Annotated in this window: 16 protein-coding genes and 1 tRNA gene; 11 read left to right on the forward strand and 6 right to left on the reverse strand. The window is 68.4% G+C overall.

Annotation, left to right across the window (positions count from 1 at the left end; translation table 11 throughout):
- The first annotated feature begins 115 nt into the window (after window positions 1–115).
- Window positions 116–2488 carry a phenylalanine--tRNA ligase subunit beta gene (gene pheT, locus AAC997_RS15235; RefSeq protein ID WP_340646551.1) on the forward strand — a complete coding sequence of 791 codons (2373 nt, stop codon included), beginning with the start codon at window positions 116–118 and terminating at the stop codon, window positions 2486–2488.
- On the opposite strand, the gene AAC997_RS15240 is transcribed toward pheT, so the two are convergent.
- On the reverse strand, window positions 2485–3504 hold the full coding sequence (locus AAC997_RS15240; protein ID WP_340646552.1) for a mechanosensitive ion channel domain-containing protein: 1020 nt from the start codon (window positions 3502–3504) through the stop codon (window positions 2485–2487). The genes pheT and AAC997_RS15240 overlap by 4 nt on opposite strands.
- Before the next feature lie 173 nt (window positions 3505–3677).
- On the opposite strand from AAC997_RS15240, the gene AAC997_RS15245 reads away from it, so the two are divergent.
- Entirely contained in the window at window positions 3678–4235 is a 558-nt protein-coding gene (locus AAC997_RS15245) for a TIGR00645 family protein (protein WP_340646553.1), read from the forward strand.
- A gap of 126 nt (window positions 4236–4361) precedes the next feature.
- Here the strand turns inward: AAC997_RS15245 and AAC997_RS15250 are convergent, their stop codons facing one another.
- Entirely contained in the window at window positions 4362–5033 is a 672-nt protein-coding gene (locus tag AAC997_RS15250; protein WP_340646554.1) for a DUF1134 domain-containing protein, read from the reverse strand.
- 150 nt (window positions 5034–5183) lie between these two features.
- On the opposite strand from AAC997_RS15250, the gene lepA reads away from it, so the two are divergent.
- Both lepA and AAC997_RS15260 read left to right on the forward strand, forming a co-directional pair.
- On the forward strand, window positions 5184–6989 hold the full coding sequence (gene lepA, locus AAC997_RS15255) for a translation elongation factor 4 (RefSeq protein ID WP_340646555.1): 1806 nt from the start codon (window positions 5184–5186) through the stop codon (window positions 6987–6989).
- Between the two features lie 95 nt (window positions 6990–7084).
- Complete coding sequence (locus tag AAC997_RS15260; protein ID WP_340646556.1) at window positions 7085–7222, forward strand: entericidin A/B family lipoprotein; 138 nt, start codon at window positions 7085–7087, stop codon at window positions 7220–7222.
- 3 nt (window positions 7223–7225) lie between these two features.
- Here the strand turns inward: AAC997_RS15260 and AAC997_RS15265 are convergent, their stop codons facing one another.
- Window positions 7226–7420: a hypothetical protein gene (locus AAC997_RS15265; RefSeq protein ID WP_340646557.1), complete on the reverse strand. Its 195-nt coding sequence runs from the start codon at window positions 7418–7420 to the stop codon at window positions 7226–7228.
- 177 nt (window positions 7421–7597) lie between these two features.
- Between AAC997_RS15265 and AAC997_RS15270 the strand changes: the two genes are divergently transcribed.
- The 4 genes from AAC997_RS15270 to AAC997_RS15285 all read left to right on the forward strand — a co-directional run bounded on the left by AAC997_RS15270 (window position 7598) and on the right by AAC997_RS15285 (window position 10412).
- Entirely contained in the window at window positions 7598–8005 is a 408-nt protein-coding gene (locus AAC997_RS15270) for a DUF983 domain-containing protein (protein ID WP_340646558.1), read from the forward strand.
- Between the two features lie 83 nt (window positions 8006–8088).
- Window positions 8089–8247, forward strand: coding sequence for a DUF3309 family protein (locus tag AAC997_RS15275; RefSeq protein WP_215342474.1), 159 nt, complete (start codon window positions 8089–8091; stop codon window positions 8245–8247).
- 70 nt (window positions 8248–8317) lie between these two features.
- A complete protein-coding gene (locus AAC997_RS15280) occupies window positions 8318–9646 on the forward strand; it encodes an MFS transporter (protein ID WP_340646559.1) in 1329 nt (442 codons plus the stop codon).
- Between the two features lie 67 nt (window positions 9647–9713).
- Window positions 9714–10412 carry a DUF599 family protein gene (locus AAC997_RS15285; RefSeq protein ID WP_340646560.1) on the forward strand — a complete coding sequence of 233 codons (699 nt, stop codon included), beginning with the start codon at window positions 9714–9716 and terminating at the stop codon, window positions 10410–10412.
- Here AAC997_RS15285 and AAC997_RS15290 read toward each other — a convergent pair.
- On the reverse strand, window positions 10409–10747 hold the full coding sequence (locus tag AAC997_RS15290; protein ID WP_340646561.1) for an MmcQ/YjbR family DNA-binding protein: 339 nt from the start codon (window positions 10745–10747) through the stop codon (window positions 10409–10411). The two genes, AAC997_RS15285 and AAC997_RS15290, sit on opposite strands and share 4 nt — an antisense overlap.
- A 118-nt stretch (window positions 10748–10865) precedes the next feature.
- On the opposite strand from AAC997_RS15290, the gene AAC997_RS15295 reads away from it, so the two are divergent.
- The 3 genes from AAC997_RS15295 (at window position 10866) to AAC997_RS15305 (ending at window position 12846) form a co-directional block, all read left to right on the forward strand.
- Window positions 10866–11783 (forward strand): tetratricopeptide repeat protein, encoded by a 918-nt coding sequence (locus tag AAC997_RS15295; RefSeq protein WP_340646562.1) that lies wholly within the window; start codon window positions 10866–10868, stop codon window positions 11781–11783.
- Window positions 11750–12709, forward strand: coding sequence for a hypothetical protein (locus AAC997_RS15300; RefSeq protein ID WP_340646563.1), 960 nt, complete (start codon window positions 11750–11752; stop codon window positions 12707–12709). Before AAC997_RS15295 ends, AAC997_RS15300 begins: the two co-directional genes overlap by 34 nt.
- A 47-nt stretch (window positions 12710–12756) precedes the next feature.
- A tRNA-Ser gene (locus AAC997_RS15305) sits at window positions 12757–12846 on the forward strand.
- Between the two features lie 128 nt (window positions 12847–12974).
- On the opposite strand, the gene AAC997_RS15310 is transcribed toward AAC997_RS15305, so the two are convergent.
- The gene (locus AAC997_RS15310; RefSeq protein WP_340646564.1) at window positions 12975–13763 is read right to left on the reverse strand and encodes a methyltransferase domain-containing protein; all 789 of its coding nucleotides are present in this window, start codon (window positions 13761–13763) and stop codon (window positions 12975–12977) included.
- Between the two features lie 188 nt (window positions 13764–13951).
- Window positions 13952–15274: a dicarboxylate/amino acid:cation symporter gene (locus AAC997_RS15315; protein WP_340646565.1), complete on the reverse strand. Its 1323-nt coding sequence runs from the start codon at window positions 15272–15274 to the stop codon at window positions 13952–13954.
- Window positions 15275–15444: the final 170 nt, after the last annotated feature.

The raw sequence follows: 15444 nt of genomic DNA on the forward strand, positions 1-15444 counted from the left end.
ACGTGGGGGCGAAGTTCGCTCTCGGCGCCCACCGTCGCCCTTCCCGCCTCGCCTACGCGAACACCCCCATCCCAACCCTTCCCCCATCGAGGGGGAAGGGCTCGGAGTTTGACCAATGAAGTTCACCCTCTCCTGGCTGCGCGAGCACCTCGACACTTCCGCTTCGACCGCCGAACTGGTGGACGCCATGACCATGGCCGGCCTCGAGGTCGAGCACGTCGCCGATCCGGCCACGAAGCTCGCCGCCTTCACGGTCGCCAGGATCGTCGAGGCGGTTCAGCACCCCAACGCCGACCGCCTGCGGGTCTGTCAGGTGGACACCATCGACGGCCGCAAGGAGATCGTCTGCGGGGCCCCCAATGCGCGGGCGGGCCTGACCACCATCTACGCCCCCATCGGCGCCTATGTGCCGGGCCTGGGCGTGACGCTCGTCGAGAAGCCGGTGCGCGGCGTGGTGTCCAACGGCATGCTCTGCTCGGCCTCCGAGCTGGAGGCCGCCAGCGAGTCCGACGGCATCATGGATTTGCCCGACAGCCTGGCCGTGGGCACGCCCGCCGCCACGGCGCTCGGCCTGGAGGCGGTGATCGACTTCGAGGTCACCCCCAACCGCCCCGACTGGCTGGGCGTGGTGGGCATCGCCCGCGACCTGGCCGCCGCCGGTCTGGGCGACCTGAAGGACATCGCCATCGCCCCGGTCACCGGGACCTTCGCCAATCCCATCGAGATCAGGCTGCCAGAGCCGCAGGCCTGCCCGGCCTTCTCCGGCCGGCTGATCCGCGGCGTGAAGAACGGGCCGTCCCCGGCCTGGTTGGCCCAGCGCCTGACCTCCATCGGCCTGCGCTCCATCAACACCCTGGTGGATATCACCAACCTGATCACCTACGACCGCGCCCGGCCGCTGCACGTCTATGACGCCGCCAAACTCACCGGTGGCTTCGTCGAGGCCCGCATGGGCCGTCAGGGCGAGGAGGTCGCGGCCCTGGACGGCAAGACCTACGCCGTCACCCCCGACATCTGCGTCATCGCCGACGGCTCAGGCGCCATCGGCCTGGGCGGGGTCATGGGCGGCGAGAGCACCGGCTGTTCGGAGACCACCACCGACGTCTTCCTGGAGAGCGCCTGGTTCGACCCGATCCTCACCGCCCAGACCGGCCGTTCGACCGGCATCAATTCCGACGCCCAGTACCGCTTCGCCCGCACTGTCGATCCGCAGTCGCTGGCGCCCGGCCTGGAGCTGGCGACGAAGCTGATCCTGGAGCTCTGCGGCGGCGAGGCCTCCGAGGTCACCCTGGCCGGCGAGGCGCCCGCCCCGCCCGTGGCCATGACCTTCGACCGGTCCTATGTGAAGCAGTTGTCGGGCCTCGACATCGGCGATACCCGGATCGACGAGATCCTCACCAAGCTCGGCTTCGCGATCGCCGGCGACCAGGTCACTCCGCCGTCCTGGCGCCGCGATGTGGAGGGAAAAGCCGACCTCGTCGAGGAAGTCGCCCGCATCCAGGGCTACGACGCTCTGCCGGCCACCCCGCTGCCGCAGATCGCCCCGGCCGCCGGCGGCGTGCTCACCGTGCGCCAGGGCCGGGTCCGCGTGGCCCGCCGCGCCATGGCCGCCCGCGGCTATGCCGAGACCATCACCTGGAGCTTCACGGCCCAGGCGACGGCCAAGCTGTTCGGCGGCGGCGACCCCAGGCTGGTGGTGACCAACCCCATCGCCTCGGACCTGGACTGCATGCGCCCCTCCATCCTGCCCAACCTCATCGAGGCGGCGGGCCGCAACGCCCGGCGCGGCTTCCCTGACCTGGCGACCTTCGAGATCGGCCCGCTCTATCGCGGCGACGAGCCGGAGGATCAGGTGACGGTCGTGGCCGCCCTGGTAGCGCCGCATCCGCCCCGCCGCTGGGACGGCGCCAAGTCCGACCCGCTGTTCGACCTCAAGGCCGACCTGATGGCCATCCTGGAGGAGATCGGCGCGCCGAACCTGCAGCTGGTCCAGGGCGCCACCTCCGACTGGTGGCATCCCGGCCGCTCGGCCCGCCTGCAGCTCGGCCCCAAGACCGTGGTGGCCGAGTTCGGCGAACTGCATCCCCGCGTGCTGAAGGCCCTCGACGTCGACGGCCCGCTGGTGGCCTTCGAGCTGAACCTCGACGCAATCCCTGAGGGCAAGAAGAAGGCGACCAAGACCCGGCCCGCCCTCGACATCTCGGCCCTCATGCCGCTCAGCCGTGACTTCGCCTTCGTGGTCGCCGCCGACGTGGCGGCCGGCGATCTGGTGCGTCCAATCCTGGGGGCCGACAAGGCCCTGATCGCCGACGCCCGCGTGTTCGATGTCTATTCGGGCCCTGGCGTGCCGGAGGGCTCCAAGTCGGTGGCCGTCGAGGTTCTGGTCCAGCCCCGCGAGAAGACCCTCACCGAGCCGGAGATCGAGGCCCTGTCGGCCAGGATCGTGGCGGCGGCGGATAAGGCGGTGGGCGCCAAGCTGCGCAGCTAATCGCCCTTGTCGCGGCCCGGCGCCTGACGGTCCCGGGCCTCCTGCTCCACGTCGGCGACCAGGGCGTCGGCGGCGTCGTTGGTGGTCTCGGCAGGCGCGTGCGGGCGATGGGCCTTGGCGCGCGCCGTCTCCAGGCCGACCGCCTTGAAAGCCTCCGAACCCTCCTGCCCGAACAGGCTCCGCACCCGCAGGTCCACCTGCGGGAAGGGGATCTCGATTTCCGCAGACCGCAGGGCGTCCTCGATCGCCCAGGTATAGGCCGCGTGCATGGCGGCGGGACGCTTCACCGCCTCGAAGGTCGGCCAGACCACCAGCTCGAAGTTCAGGGCCGAGTCGCCGAAGCCCGTCAGCCAGACCTGGGTCTTGTGACGCTCCGATTCCGGCAGGGTGAAGGACGTCGCCTGGGCCGCCTTGATGACCACGTCGCGCACCAGCGCCTTGTCGACGCCATAGGCCACGGAGAAGGGCACATGGATCCGGCGGGTGCCGCCCTTCAGGGTCCAGTTGATCACCTGACTTTCAATCAGCTTGGAGTTGGGGATCACCACGTTCAGGCCGTCATTGGTCCGCACGCGGGAGGCCCGGGGCCCGACCTCGGCGATGATGCCGCGGACACCGTTCTCCAGTTCGATGAAATCGCCCACCTGGACGTTCGGATCGAAGATCAACACCAGGCCCGACACGAACTCCCGCACGACGCCCTGCAGGCCGAGACCGACGCCGACGCCCACCGCGCCCGCGAACACCGCCAGGGATGTCAGGTTGATGCCCAGGGTCGACAGGGCGACGAACAGGCCGGTGAGGACCAGCGCGTAGCCCGACAGCTTTTCGACGATATAGATGATCGGCCGGCCGGTCTTGACGCGGTCGCGCCAACGGCTCAGCGCCATCGAGACCAGCCGCGCGGCGAGAAAGCCCGCGACGATGATCCCCGCCGAAACCGCGATATGGCGGGCCGGGACAAGCCATTGACCGGTGGCGACCCACGCCCACGCCGCGTCGCTCAATTTTTCCAAGCCGACGTCTCCCGTCCAGTCGGTGGCGGCCAGGTCCGGCCGAATCCCATCTCGAACACGCCCGGCCTAGGCTACGCTGTTAGGACCGACAGGTTCCCAGCAAAATTGATGCGGCCGCCCCGCCGAGGCGCTGATCGCTTGAAACGCGGGTGGGTCCATCCCATACCTTGGCGATGACCACGCCCCCGACCTCCGCCAAACCCTACCACGCCAAGCCGGTTCTCGAACGCTGGCTTGAGACGGCCCTGTTCCGGTCGCGCTGGCTGATGGCGCCCTTCTATGTCGGTCTGATCCTGGCCCTGGCCGGCCTGGTTATCGTCTTCTTCAACGAGGCCTGGCACGAGCTCAGCCAGATCACCACCATGAGCCCTGAGGAAGCCATCCTCATGGCGCTCTCCCTCATCGACCTGTCCCTGGCGGGCAACCTGCTGCTGATCGTCACCTTCTCGGGCTACGAGAACTTCGTCTCCAAGATCGACACCGGCGACGACGAGGACCGCCCGTCCTGGATGGGCACGGTGGACTTCTCAGGCCTGAAGATGAAGCTGATCGCCTCCATCGTGGCGATCTCCGGCATCGCCCTGCTGCGGGCCTTCATGCGCCTGTCGGAGAACGAGCCGATCCCGGACCGGACGCTGGCCTGGCTGGTGGGCATCCACCTGACCTTCGTGGTCTCCGGGGTCATGCTGGCGCTGATGGACCTGCTGGCCTCCAAGACCGACAAACACTAGAGCGCGCCTGCAGGCGAAGTGGGAGCCGGTTCACGGGCCGGAAGGCGCGGCGCGCAACGGCGTCAGGCGAAGTGGGAGCCGGCTCACGGCCCGGAAGGCGCGGCGCGCAACGGCGTCAGGCGCGCCCTAGAACGGCCAGACGCGGCGTTTCCGGCTGAAGCCGAGATAGCCGATATTGGCGCCCAGCCGCAGGCCGACACCGGCGCGGATCGGGGCAAGGATCACGTCGTCGGACCGCAGATAGTTCACCCCCACGCCCCCCACCAGATAGGCCGAGCCCTCGACACCGGGGAAGCGCTGGAAGAGAATTTCCGGATACTGGAGATTGTAGCAGAGGGTGAAGACGCGGCTGGCGTTGCCCCCCAGGTCCCAGCCCACCGACGGACCCTGCCAGAAGACCTCCAGCGGCTCGCGGTTCTTCATGTACAGCAGGCCCTTGCCGTATCGGGCGCCGACCGAGATCGCCCCAGAGGCCTCCTGCCCGGCGATATAGGCGGTGGGTCGGCCGTTCTCGCGGAACACCCGCTCGATGGCCCCGCCGGCGGCCTCGGCGGTCACACCCAGGAAGTCTGAGACGTTGTTGACGATCTCTTCGCTGGTGAAGGGCTCGGCCGGAGCCGCGCCGGGATAGTTGGGATTTTGGCCCTGATAGTTGGGGCTCTGGCCCGGATAGGGCGCCGGCGCCGCCGGATAGTTGGGCGTCTGGTAGGGCCCTGGCTGGCCCTGCGTCTGGGCCTTTGCGGCCCCCGCTGCGCCTAGCGTGGCCAGGCCCGAAACGATCAGTGTGCGGCGATCCATGGAACGTCCCCGAGTGAAGGCGAAGCAGCCTCCCATCCCCTGGCGCCATCAATGCGGCGGCCGAGCTTAACGCCCGATTAAGCATGATGGCGCGCCACGGGCCGCTCCACCCTCGCAGGAGCGCCGGAATGTGATAGAGGCTGGCGCACCATGAGCACCCCTCTCTCCAAAATCCGCAACTTTTCCATCGTCGCCCACATCGACCACGGCAAGTCGACCCTGTCCGATCGCCTGATCCAGGAGACCGGCGGCCTCACCAAGCGTGAGATGACCGAACAGGTGCTGGACAACATGGAGATCGAGCGCGAGCGCGGCATCACCATCAAGGCCCAGACCGTGCGCCTCGACTACAAGGCCCGGGACGGCGAAACCTACGTCCTGAACCTGATGGACACCCCCGGCCACGTCGACTTCGCCTATGAGGTCAGCCGCAGCCTGGCCGCCTGCGAAGGCTCCATCCTGGTGGTGGACTCCAGCCAGGGCGTCGAGGCCCAGACCCTGGCCAACGTCTACCAGGCCATCGACAACAACCACGAGATCGTGCCGGTCCTCAACAAGATCGACCTGCCCGCCGCCGAGCCCGAACGGGTGCGCCAGCAGATCGAGGACGTCATCGGCATCGACGCCTCGGACGCGGTGCTCTGCTCGGCCAAGACCGGCGAAGGCATCGCCGATGTCCTGGAGGCGGTGATCACCCGCCTGCCGCCCCCCAAGGGCGACCGCGACGCCCCCCTGAAGGCCCTGCTGGTGGACGCCTGGTACGACCCCTATCTCGGCGTCGTCGTGCTGGTCCGCGTCCTCGACGGGGTGCTGAAGGCCGGGATGAAGGTGCGCATGATGAATGCGGGCGTCACTCACCAGATCGACCGCATCGGGGTCTTCACCCCCAAGCAGACCGAGACCGGCGAGCTGGGTCCCGGCGAGATCGGCTACATCACCGCCCAGATCAAGCAGGTGGCCGACGCCGCCGTCGGCGACACCATCACCGATGAAAAGCGCCAGACCGCGACGGCCCTGCCCGGCTTCCGGGTCGCCCAGTCGGTGGTGTTCTGCGGGCTGTTCCCCGTGGACGCCGCCGACTTCGAGGACCTGCGCGCCGCCATCGGTCGCCTGCGTCTGAACGACGCCTCCTTCACCTACGAGATGGAAACCAGCGCGGCGCTCGGATTCGGCTTCCGCTGCGGGTTCCTGGGGCTGTTGCACCTGGAGATCATCCAGGAGCGCCTCAGCCGCGAGTTCGACCTCGACCTGATCGCGACGGCGCCCAGCGTGGTCTACAAGATCGGCCTGAACGACGGCTCGGAGATGGAGCTGCACAACCCGGCCGACCTGCCCGATCCGGTGAAGATCGCCACCATCGCCGAGCCCTGGATCAAGGCCACCATCCTGACCCCGGACGAGTATCTCGGCTCGGTGATCAAGCTCTGCCAGGACCGCCGCGGCGAACAGCGCGAACTCAGCTATGTCGGGTCCCGCGCCCTGGTGGTCTACGACCTGCCCCTCAACGAGGTGGTGTTCGACTTCTATGACCGGCTGAAGAGCGTCTCCAAGGGCTACGCCTCCTTCGACTACGCCATCGAGGGCTATCGGGTCGGCAACCTGGTGAAGATGACCATCCTGGTGAACGCCGAGCCGGTGGACGCGCTGTCCATGCTGGTCCACGCCGACCGCGCCGAGGCCCGTGGCCGGGGCATGGTGGAGAAGATGAAGGACCTCATCAGTCCCCACATGTTCCAGATCCCGATCCAGGCGGCCATCGGCGGCCGGATCATCGCGCGTGAGACCGTCCGCGCACTGCGCAAGGACGTGACAGCCAAGTGCTACGGCGGCGACATGAGCCGCAAGCGCAAGCTGCTGGACAAGCAGAAGGCCGGCAAAAAGCGCATGCGCCAGTTCGGCAAGGTCGAGATCCCGCAAGAAGCCTTCATCGCCGCGCTCAAGATGGACGCCGACTAGCCCGGCTCATCCGGCTTGCCGGACGGCGGCGGTGTCGCCTAGAAAACGCCCTCAAGCTTGGCTATGACGCCGGCCTCTCCTTGAGGAATTCTCGAATGCGCAAGATCCTGGTTCTCGCCGTCGCCGCCACCGCCCTGCTGACGGCTGCCTGCAACACCATCTCCGGCGCGGGCCGCGACGTTCAGGCCGCCGGCCGCGCGGTCAGCGACGCGGCCAACGACGCCAAGCGCTAGACGTCAGGCGTCCTCCTCGCGGGACGCCGCTCGCGCGATCTTGGCCTTGTCACCCGGCGGCGCGGCCGTCGGGCCGGCGTCCCGCATCTTGTCCTCGGCCGGGGTCGTCGGTCCGGTGTGGCCGTGGATCGGTCGGCCCGACGGCGCCGTATCGGGGGCGGGCTGGGCGGCGACCGGCTTGGCTGGATCGGAATTCATGAATCTTCTCCGCGTCTTGCTCACCAATGGGTTGCGGGGGTGATACGTTCCCGTTGGCGCGGTGGGACCTAACGACGCGCCCTGCCAGGGGAACCCCAAGCCCCGTCTGGGATTGCGACGATCATGTTCCCCATGCGACCGCCCGTCACCTTGGACTCCCAGGGGCCTGATACACATATGGCGAGCATGTCCCCCCACGTGCGTCCCACCCTGATCCAAGCCATGACCCGCGGTCTTCGCGGCCGCTGCCCCCACTGCGAGCGGGGCGCGCTCTATTGGAAGTACCTGAAGGTCGAGCCGCGCTGCCAGGTCTGCGGCCATGACATCGCCCAGTACCCCGCCGACGATGGCCCGGCCTATTTCACGATCCTGATCGTCGGCCACCTGCTGGTGGCGCCGCTGCTGTTGTTCCCGATCATCTGGCAGGCGCCGGCGGCGATCATGCTGCCGGCCACCTTGATCCCGCTGGCGGTGGCGACCCTGACCCTGCTGCCCCGGGTCAAGGGCGCCTTCATCGGCCTGCTCTACGCGCTCAAGGTGAAAGAGGCCGACGCCCATCTGCACACCGCCGACATGGCCGAATAGGCTCCGGCGGCAACCTTCCCGGGCGACGCTCGTTTTCCGGCCTTACCGCCTGGCAGATCGTCGGGCTCAAGGGAGGCTACCCCATGTCGCTCGGCTTGATTCTGCTGATCATCCTCGTCCTCGCCCTTGTCGGCGCCCTGCCCACCTGGGGCCACTCGCGCTCCTGGGGCTACCTGCCCTCCGGCGGCCTGGGCCTGGTGCTGGTGATCGTGCTGATCCTGGTCCTGATGGGCCGGATATAGCGCAAGCGCCCTTCGCGTAGGGACGAAGACCCTCTAGCATTCCCCCGATCCAGTTGCGTCGGGGGAATGCATGACGGTTACCGAGAGCGGCGGCGAACTTCCGCCTGAGGCCATGGCGCCGGGGCTCACGCCCATGCAGCGGGCCAAGGCCATTCTGGGCGGCTCGGCCGGCAACTTCGTCGAATGGTACGACTGGTTCGTCTACTCCTCCTTCGCCCTCTATTTCGCCAAGCACTTCTTCCCCAAGGGCGACGAGACCGCCCAGCTTCTGCAGGCCGCCGCGGTGTTCGCCGTGGGCTTCCTGGCCCGGCCCATCGGCGCCTGGTTCATGGGTCTCTACGCCGACCGCGCGGGGCGCAAGGCCGCCCTGACCGTCTCGGTGGCCATGATGTGCGCCGGCTCCTTCGCCATCGCCATCATCCCCGACTATTCGATGATCGGAACCGCCGCCCCGGTGGCCCTCGTCCTGGCCCGTCTGGTCCAGGGGCTGTCCCTGGGCGGCGAGTACGGCGCCAGCGCCACCTACATGTCGGAGATGGCCGGCCGGAAACGCCGGGGCTTCTGGTCGAGCTTCCTGTTCGTCACCCTGATCCTGGGCCAGCTCACCGCGCTTGCCGTGCTCATCCTGCTGCAGAACGTGTTGTCGCCCGAGGACCTGGACGACTGGGGCTGGCGCATCCCCTTCGCCATCGGCGGGGTCCTGGCCGTCGTGGTGTTCTGGATCCGCACCGGGCTCGAGGAGAGTCAGTCCTACCTGACCGCCCAGGCCGAGGGCGCGGAACGCTCGCGGACCATGCTGCTGTTCGTGAAGTTCCCCAAGGAGACGGCGACCATCTTCGCCCTGACCTCGGCGGGCTCCTTGGCCTTCTACGCCTACACGACCTACATGCAGAAATTCCTGGTCAACACCTCTGGCTTCACCAAGGACGTGGCCACGGCGATCACCGCCGCGGCCCTGCTGGTCTACATGTTCGCCCAGCCGGCGTTCGGAGCCCTCTCAGACATCGTCGGCCGCAAGGCCACGCTGACGGCGGCGTTCCTGCTGGGAACCATCTTCACCTATCCCATCTTCGCGAAGATCGCGGTGACCTCCGACGCCACCATGGCCTTCGCCCTGATGTGCGCCCTGGTGCTGATCCTGTCGGGCTACACAGCCGTCAACGCCGTGCTGAAGGCCGAGCTGTTCCCGGCCCACGTTCGGGCCCTGGGCGTCGCCCTGCCCTACGCCACGGCCAACGCCATCTTCGGCGGCACGGCGGAATATGTGGCCCTGTGGTTCAAGAAGGAGGGCATGGAGAGCGGCTTCTACGTCTATGTCGCCTCGATCATGGCCATCGCCTTCCTGGTGGCGCTCACCCTGCGCGACACCAACAAGCACAGCCTGATCACGGAGGACTGAGCATGTCAGGCGCAAGTGAGAGCCGGTTCGCCGCCCGGACATGCTCCAACTTCAAGAGGGCCCAGCCTTGCCCCTGACGCTCTCGCCCCTGGACCTGGCCGCGCTCATCGTCTTTGCGGTGGCGTGGCTGGCCTATGAGCCCCTGCTGAAGGCCGCGGCCCGGGGCAAGGGCGCCATCAACACCGACATGACCGTCATCCGGCTGGGCTGGATGAAGAACATGGCCGGGCGCGAGAACCGGTTCATGGACGGCCAGCTGTTCGGCCACGTCCTGAACTCCGCATCCTTCTTCGCCTCCTCCAACCTGATCCTGATCGCCGCCGCCGCCGGGGTGCTGTTCGGCGGCGAAAGCACCTTCCGGTCGGCCTCAAGCCTGGTGGTGATCAAGACCTCCACCCGCCTGCTGTTCGAGTTCCAGATCGCCCTGGTCCTGATCGCGCTCGCCCGAGGCCTGCTCGACTTCATCTGGGCCATCCGCCAGATGAACTACTGCATCGCCGTGGTGGGGGCGGCGCCCGACACGCAGGACCAGGCCTTCAAGGACGCCTATGGCGAGGCCGCCGCGCGGGTCTTGAACCCGGCGCTCTCGGCCTTCAACGCCGGGGTGCGGGGCTATTACTTCTCGCTTGCGGCGGCGGCCTGGATATTCGGACCCATCGCCTTCCTCGTCACCACGCTTGGCGCCGTCAGTCTGCTGATCTGGCGCCAGCGCCGCTCAAAGACCGCCGACGCGATCCGCGAGATCCGCAGGATGCTGGACGGCTAGAGCGCCAGTTCGGCCCGTTGTTTTCGGGTGAGCTTGGCGGCCACCAGCCCGTGGGCGGTCCTCAGCCAGTCGGACACCTCGCCCGCGTCCAGCGCCGCCAGGTCATCGAAGGACACCCACTTGGCGCGCGCCAGATAGGGCGCCGGCTTGGCCATGCCGCTCTGCGTCATCACCTCGTAGGCCAGGTCGGTGACCTTGAACATAAGGCCGCCCGCCAGCCCGGCGATGGCGAAGATCTTGCCGCCCACCTTGTAGACATCGCTGCCGCCCCACTGGACCACCCGGGTCGCCGCGGGCAGGGCCAGGCAGGCTTCGTCCAACTGGGCGGGGGTCATGAGGGTCCTTGCGGCACGGGCGCTCAATATACGGTGAGCGCGCGCCGTTTGCCCACCGCCGCCGCTGACGCCGCGCGCGGAACATGACACTGTTATGTGGGATTCCAGGGAGGCGACGATGAATGAGGCTTTGCGCAGGGCGCTGCTACTGGGCGCGGTGATCAGCCTCTCGGCGACGGGCGCGGCCTGGAGTTCCGGCGGCGGCGGCGGCGGTGGCGGCGAAATGCCGAGCGCCTCGGCCCCGGCCTACGATCCGGCCGCCGAATATGTGAAGGCCATCCAGGCCCTCAACGACAAGAAGTACAAGGACGCCGAGCGGGCCCTGACCCACGTGGTGAACGCCCTACCCAAGAACGCCGAGGCCTGGCGTCTGCTGGGGACCGCCAACGCCGGCCAGAACGACATGAAGGGCGCCCGGCGCGCCTATGAAAAGGCCGTGAAGTTGGAGCCGGACAACATCGAGGCCCATCGCGGCCTCGGCATGGCCCTGGGGGGCCTGAAGGACGCCAAGGCCCAGAGCGAGCTGGAGTGGCTGAAAGCCCGCGCCCAGGCCTGCGGGACCTGTGCCGACGCCCCCTCGATCGCCGCGGCGGTCAAGGCGGTGGAGACCGCCATCGCCGGATCGGCGACCGCGGCCTCGGGATCGCTGCTGTTCGCCGGCCCCGCCGCCGGCGACCGCGCCTATGTCGCCGCCGTCAGCCTGATCAACGAGCATCGCTATGACGAGGCCCTGACCTCGCTGGCCGCCGCCCGTGAGGCCCTGGGCCCCCACCCCGACATCCTCACCTACCAGGGCTACATCTGGCGCAAGAAGGGCCAGTTCGACCGGGCCGAGACCTACTACCGCCAGGCCCTGGCCATCGCCCCCGAGCACCGCGGCGCCACGGAATATTACGGCGAGCTGAAGGTGGAGCGCGGCGACCTGGCCGGCGCCCGGGTCATGCTGGCCCGGCTCGACCGCATCTGCGCCTATGGCTGCGCCGAGGCCGAGGAGCTGCGCCGTTGGGTCGACGCCGGTCACGAACCCTCCACCTAGCCGCCGGCTTCCTCCTGATCACCGGGATCGCGGTGGCCCAGGATACGCCTCTGCGCGCCCAGCGCTGGCTGGCGCCGGGGGCCGATGTCGTGCGCGTGCTGACCACGGCCCCGCCGGAGTGCCTGTCGCTCGCCCCTGACCCTGAGATCCGTCTGTTGGTGGAGATCGGCCGTGCCGCCTTCCGCACGCCTACGCTGCTGGGCGGCCAGGCGGCCCGCGCCGGGGTCGCCTGCGAGACCTGCCACCGGTCGGGGCGGAACAATCCCGACTTCCTGTTCCCCGGCCTCTCCGGCGCGCCGGGCACGGCCGACGTCACCTCTTCCCTGTTCAGCTCCCATCGCGGCGACGGCGTCGATGATCCACGCCCGATCCCCGACCTCAGCGGCTCGCGGGCCGGCCTCAAGATCGCGCCCGACGACCTGACCCCCTTTATCCACGGCCTGATCACCCAGGAGTTCGACGGACCCGAGCCGACGCCCGCCGTGCTGGCCGGCCTCGTCACCTATGTCCGCGCGCTGTCGCCCGCCGCCTGTCCCCGCGCCGATTCCGACCCTCTCACCGTGAAGGCCGTGATGTCGGACACCCGCAGGGCTCTGGCCGCCGCCGACGCCCTCGCCCGGCGCGGCGACCGCCCCGCCGCCCTAGTCATGGTCGCCGCCGCCCGCGCCCACCTCTTCCTGATCGACGAGCGCTACGCCGCCCTACCCGGCGATCGCGCCCGCCTGCGGGCCGCCGACACCCGACTCGGCGCCCTGGCCCAGGCCCTGCGCGAGGCCCGGCCTAACGCCCGCCAGGACCTCGCCCAATGGTCCGTCGACAGCGTGAAACTGGAGACCGCGCTCACCCGCCGCGAGGCCCGTTCGCTGTTCGATCCCAACCATCTTGCCGCCGCGACCCGACGCCGCTTGCCCGGGCGAGCTTCATGAGTATATTGCGCGCCTTCGCGACGGCCCAAGGGTTGCTCGTGACGGCCGGTGAGGTGGCGGAGTGGTCGATCGCGCACGCTTGGAAAGCGTGTTTAGGTGAAAGCCTAACGAGGGTTCGAATCCCTCTCTCACCGCCAAAATTCCCCGCAAGGTGGTCTCTGGCGTCCCTCCCCCTCATGGGCTTGAGCCTGGCTGGGGTTGCGGAAATTGCGCCAAACTGGCGACCACGCGCCGTTGGGCTGACAGCGCCGAAATCAATGCGGACCTAACGCGTCGCCAGGAAGGCGTACCGATTGACGCTGAAAAAGAAGGCGTCGGCCGCGATCAGGGCTTCCTGATCGGACCACCAGGCCTCCAGTTCCGCGGCCGCCAAGCCGAACTGCTGACCGTTGGCGCGAACGAAATTGCGGATGGCGCCGATCATGCCGCCCGCATAGCTGACCGGCTGCCAGCGCGGCGAGAACATCGCGACGATCTCGACCCGTCGGACTTCGAAACCCGCCGCTCGAAGCATCGGCCCCAGTTTCGCGGGCAGGTGCGGATCGACGAGGTGGCCATCCCAGCAGGCCAACATCCGGTCCATGCGGGCGGAGTCCGATGAGTGCCAGACGATACTTCGCCAGTCGGTGTCCAGGATCAATGCCCGCCCGCCGGGGCGAAGCACGCGATGGAGTTCGTTGAGCGCGCGCGGCATGTCGGCGACGTATTCGTAGACCTGGGTTGAGACGGCCAGATCGAAGGCCGCGTCGGGCAGGTCCAGGTCCGTGGCGTCGCCGAGCCTTACCTCTGCCTGAGGCAGCGCCGCCAGCCTGGCAGTGGCCGTTGCGACCATGGCGGGCGCCAGGTCAAGCCCGACCATCCGTCCGGACTCTCCCACCAGGCGCGCCAGGTCCAGGGCCAGCAAGCCGGGTCCGACGCCGACGTCCAGCACCCGCTCGCCGGGCGATGGCGCCAACAGGTCAAGCACGCGCGCCCTCTGCGCAACCACGTCCGGCGTGAGGTAGATCGCTTCCATCGCCTTGGCCGCCGCATCGTCGAAAGCAAACTGGCTCATACTGGAGACTCCACGCGCAGGCTTGGCGAAGCCTAGCCCCGGCCGAAAGCAATCAACAAGCACCGACGGAGGCTTTGTCACCCGCCTGGAGCCGGATGGGCGCGGTCCACACCTGAAGTGGGTTGGGCCCGCGGACCGTCATCGCCCAAGGCTAGGCCGACGCGTCGAAAACCCGCCTGCGGCCGAGCCTAAAGCACAGCCTCGCTGCGGAAGACCACCTCATCCAGCTCGCCCTCGCTCTTGGCCACCACCACGGCGACGGTGATGTCCCCCGTCACATTGGTCAGGGTGCGCATCATGTCCATCAGGCGGTCGAAGGGCAGCAGGAACCCGACCATCAGGGCGATCTGTTCTCCCGTGGCGCCGATGGCGCCCAGGACCGTGGCCAGCAGGAACAGCGACGCTGAGGGAATACCGGCCGTCCCGATCGAGGCCAGGGTCGCGGTGGCCGCGATCACCAGATAGTCGGCGCCCGACAAGGGAATGCCGAACGCCTGCGCCGCGAAGAGCGCCAGGACCCCAAGATAGAGCGAGGTGCCGTCCATGTTGATGGTCGCGCCCAGGGGAATGACCGAGGAGGCGACAGCCTTGCTGACCCCCAGATTGAACCGCGTGCACGACAGCGTGACCGGCATGGTCGCCGAGGACGAGGAGGTGGAATAGGCCACCGCCTGGGCGTCCAGCACCCCGCGCCAGAACCGCATCAAGGGCAGCCTCAGGAGGCCGCCGATAATGCCGAAATAGACCAGCACGATCTGCAGGAAGCAGCCGAGATAGACGCACAGCGCCAGCATCGCCACCGCGGTGAAGGTCGACAGTCCCTTCTCGCCGGTGACGGTGGCGATCAGGAAGAAGACGCCGAACGGCGCCAGCTCCATCACCCACTGGGTGATCTTCGTCGTCACCTCGGCGCCGGCCTCCAGCACCGCGCCCACCGGCCGGGCCTTTTCTCCCATGACCAGCACGGCCACCCCCAGCAGGATGGCGAAGAATATCACCGCCAGGATGTCGCCCGAGGCCAGGGCCTGGAAGGGGTTGGCGGGTATGATCGCGATCAGGCGTTGCGCGATGGATGGCGCCTCGCTCTGCAGTTCCCCAGGCGTCACCCCGGCGAAATCCACGCCCGCGCCGGGCTGCAGGACATAGCCAAGGACCATGCCGATGCTGACGGCGAACAGGGTGGTGAGCATATAGAGCGCCACCGACTTCAAGCCGACCGAACCCAGCTTGGCCGGATCGCCCATGGCCATCACACCCGACGCCAGGCTGGTGAAGATCAACGGGACCACCAACATCCGGATGAGCTGGACGAAGGCCTCTCCCAGCGGGCTCAGCCAGGCCCCGGTGAAGGCGCCGGCCGCCTCGCCGCCGAGGCCGTAGTGCAGGCTTAGCCCCACGACAGAGCCGAGCAACAGGCCCAGCATCACCCGCTTCCACAGGGTGATGGCGTTCCACCGCGCCCACGCCCCGGGCTTGCCGCCGGTTTCGGGGTGTTCTTGATCCTCAGCCATGCCGAACCCTTGTTCTCAAAGCGCAGACCCCGGGGCCGACGAGCCAGGTCCACCGGGGCGGCTTTGACAGGCTAACCGGTGTCGGGGCGCTGAGCGAGGGGCTGGCGACGTGTTCGGCGGCGACAGCCGATTCGTTGGCGCCTGGCTGAGCGACCTGACCCACGATCCCC

The sequence above is a fragment of the Phenylobacterium sp. genome, from assembly GCF_037968635.1.
Lineage (GTDB): Bacteria > Pseudomonadota > Alphaproteobacteria > Caulobacterales > Caulobacteraceae > Phenylobacterium.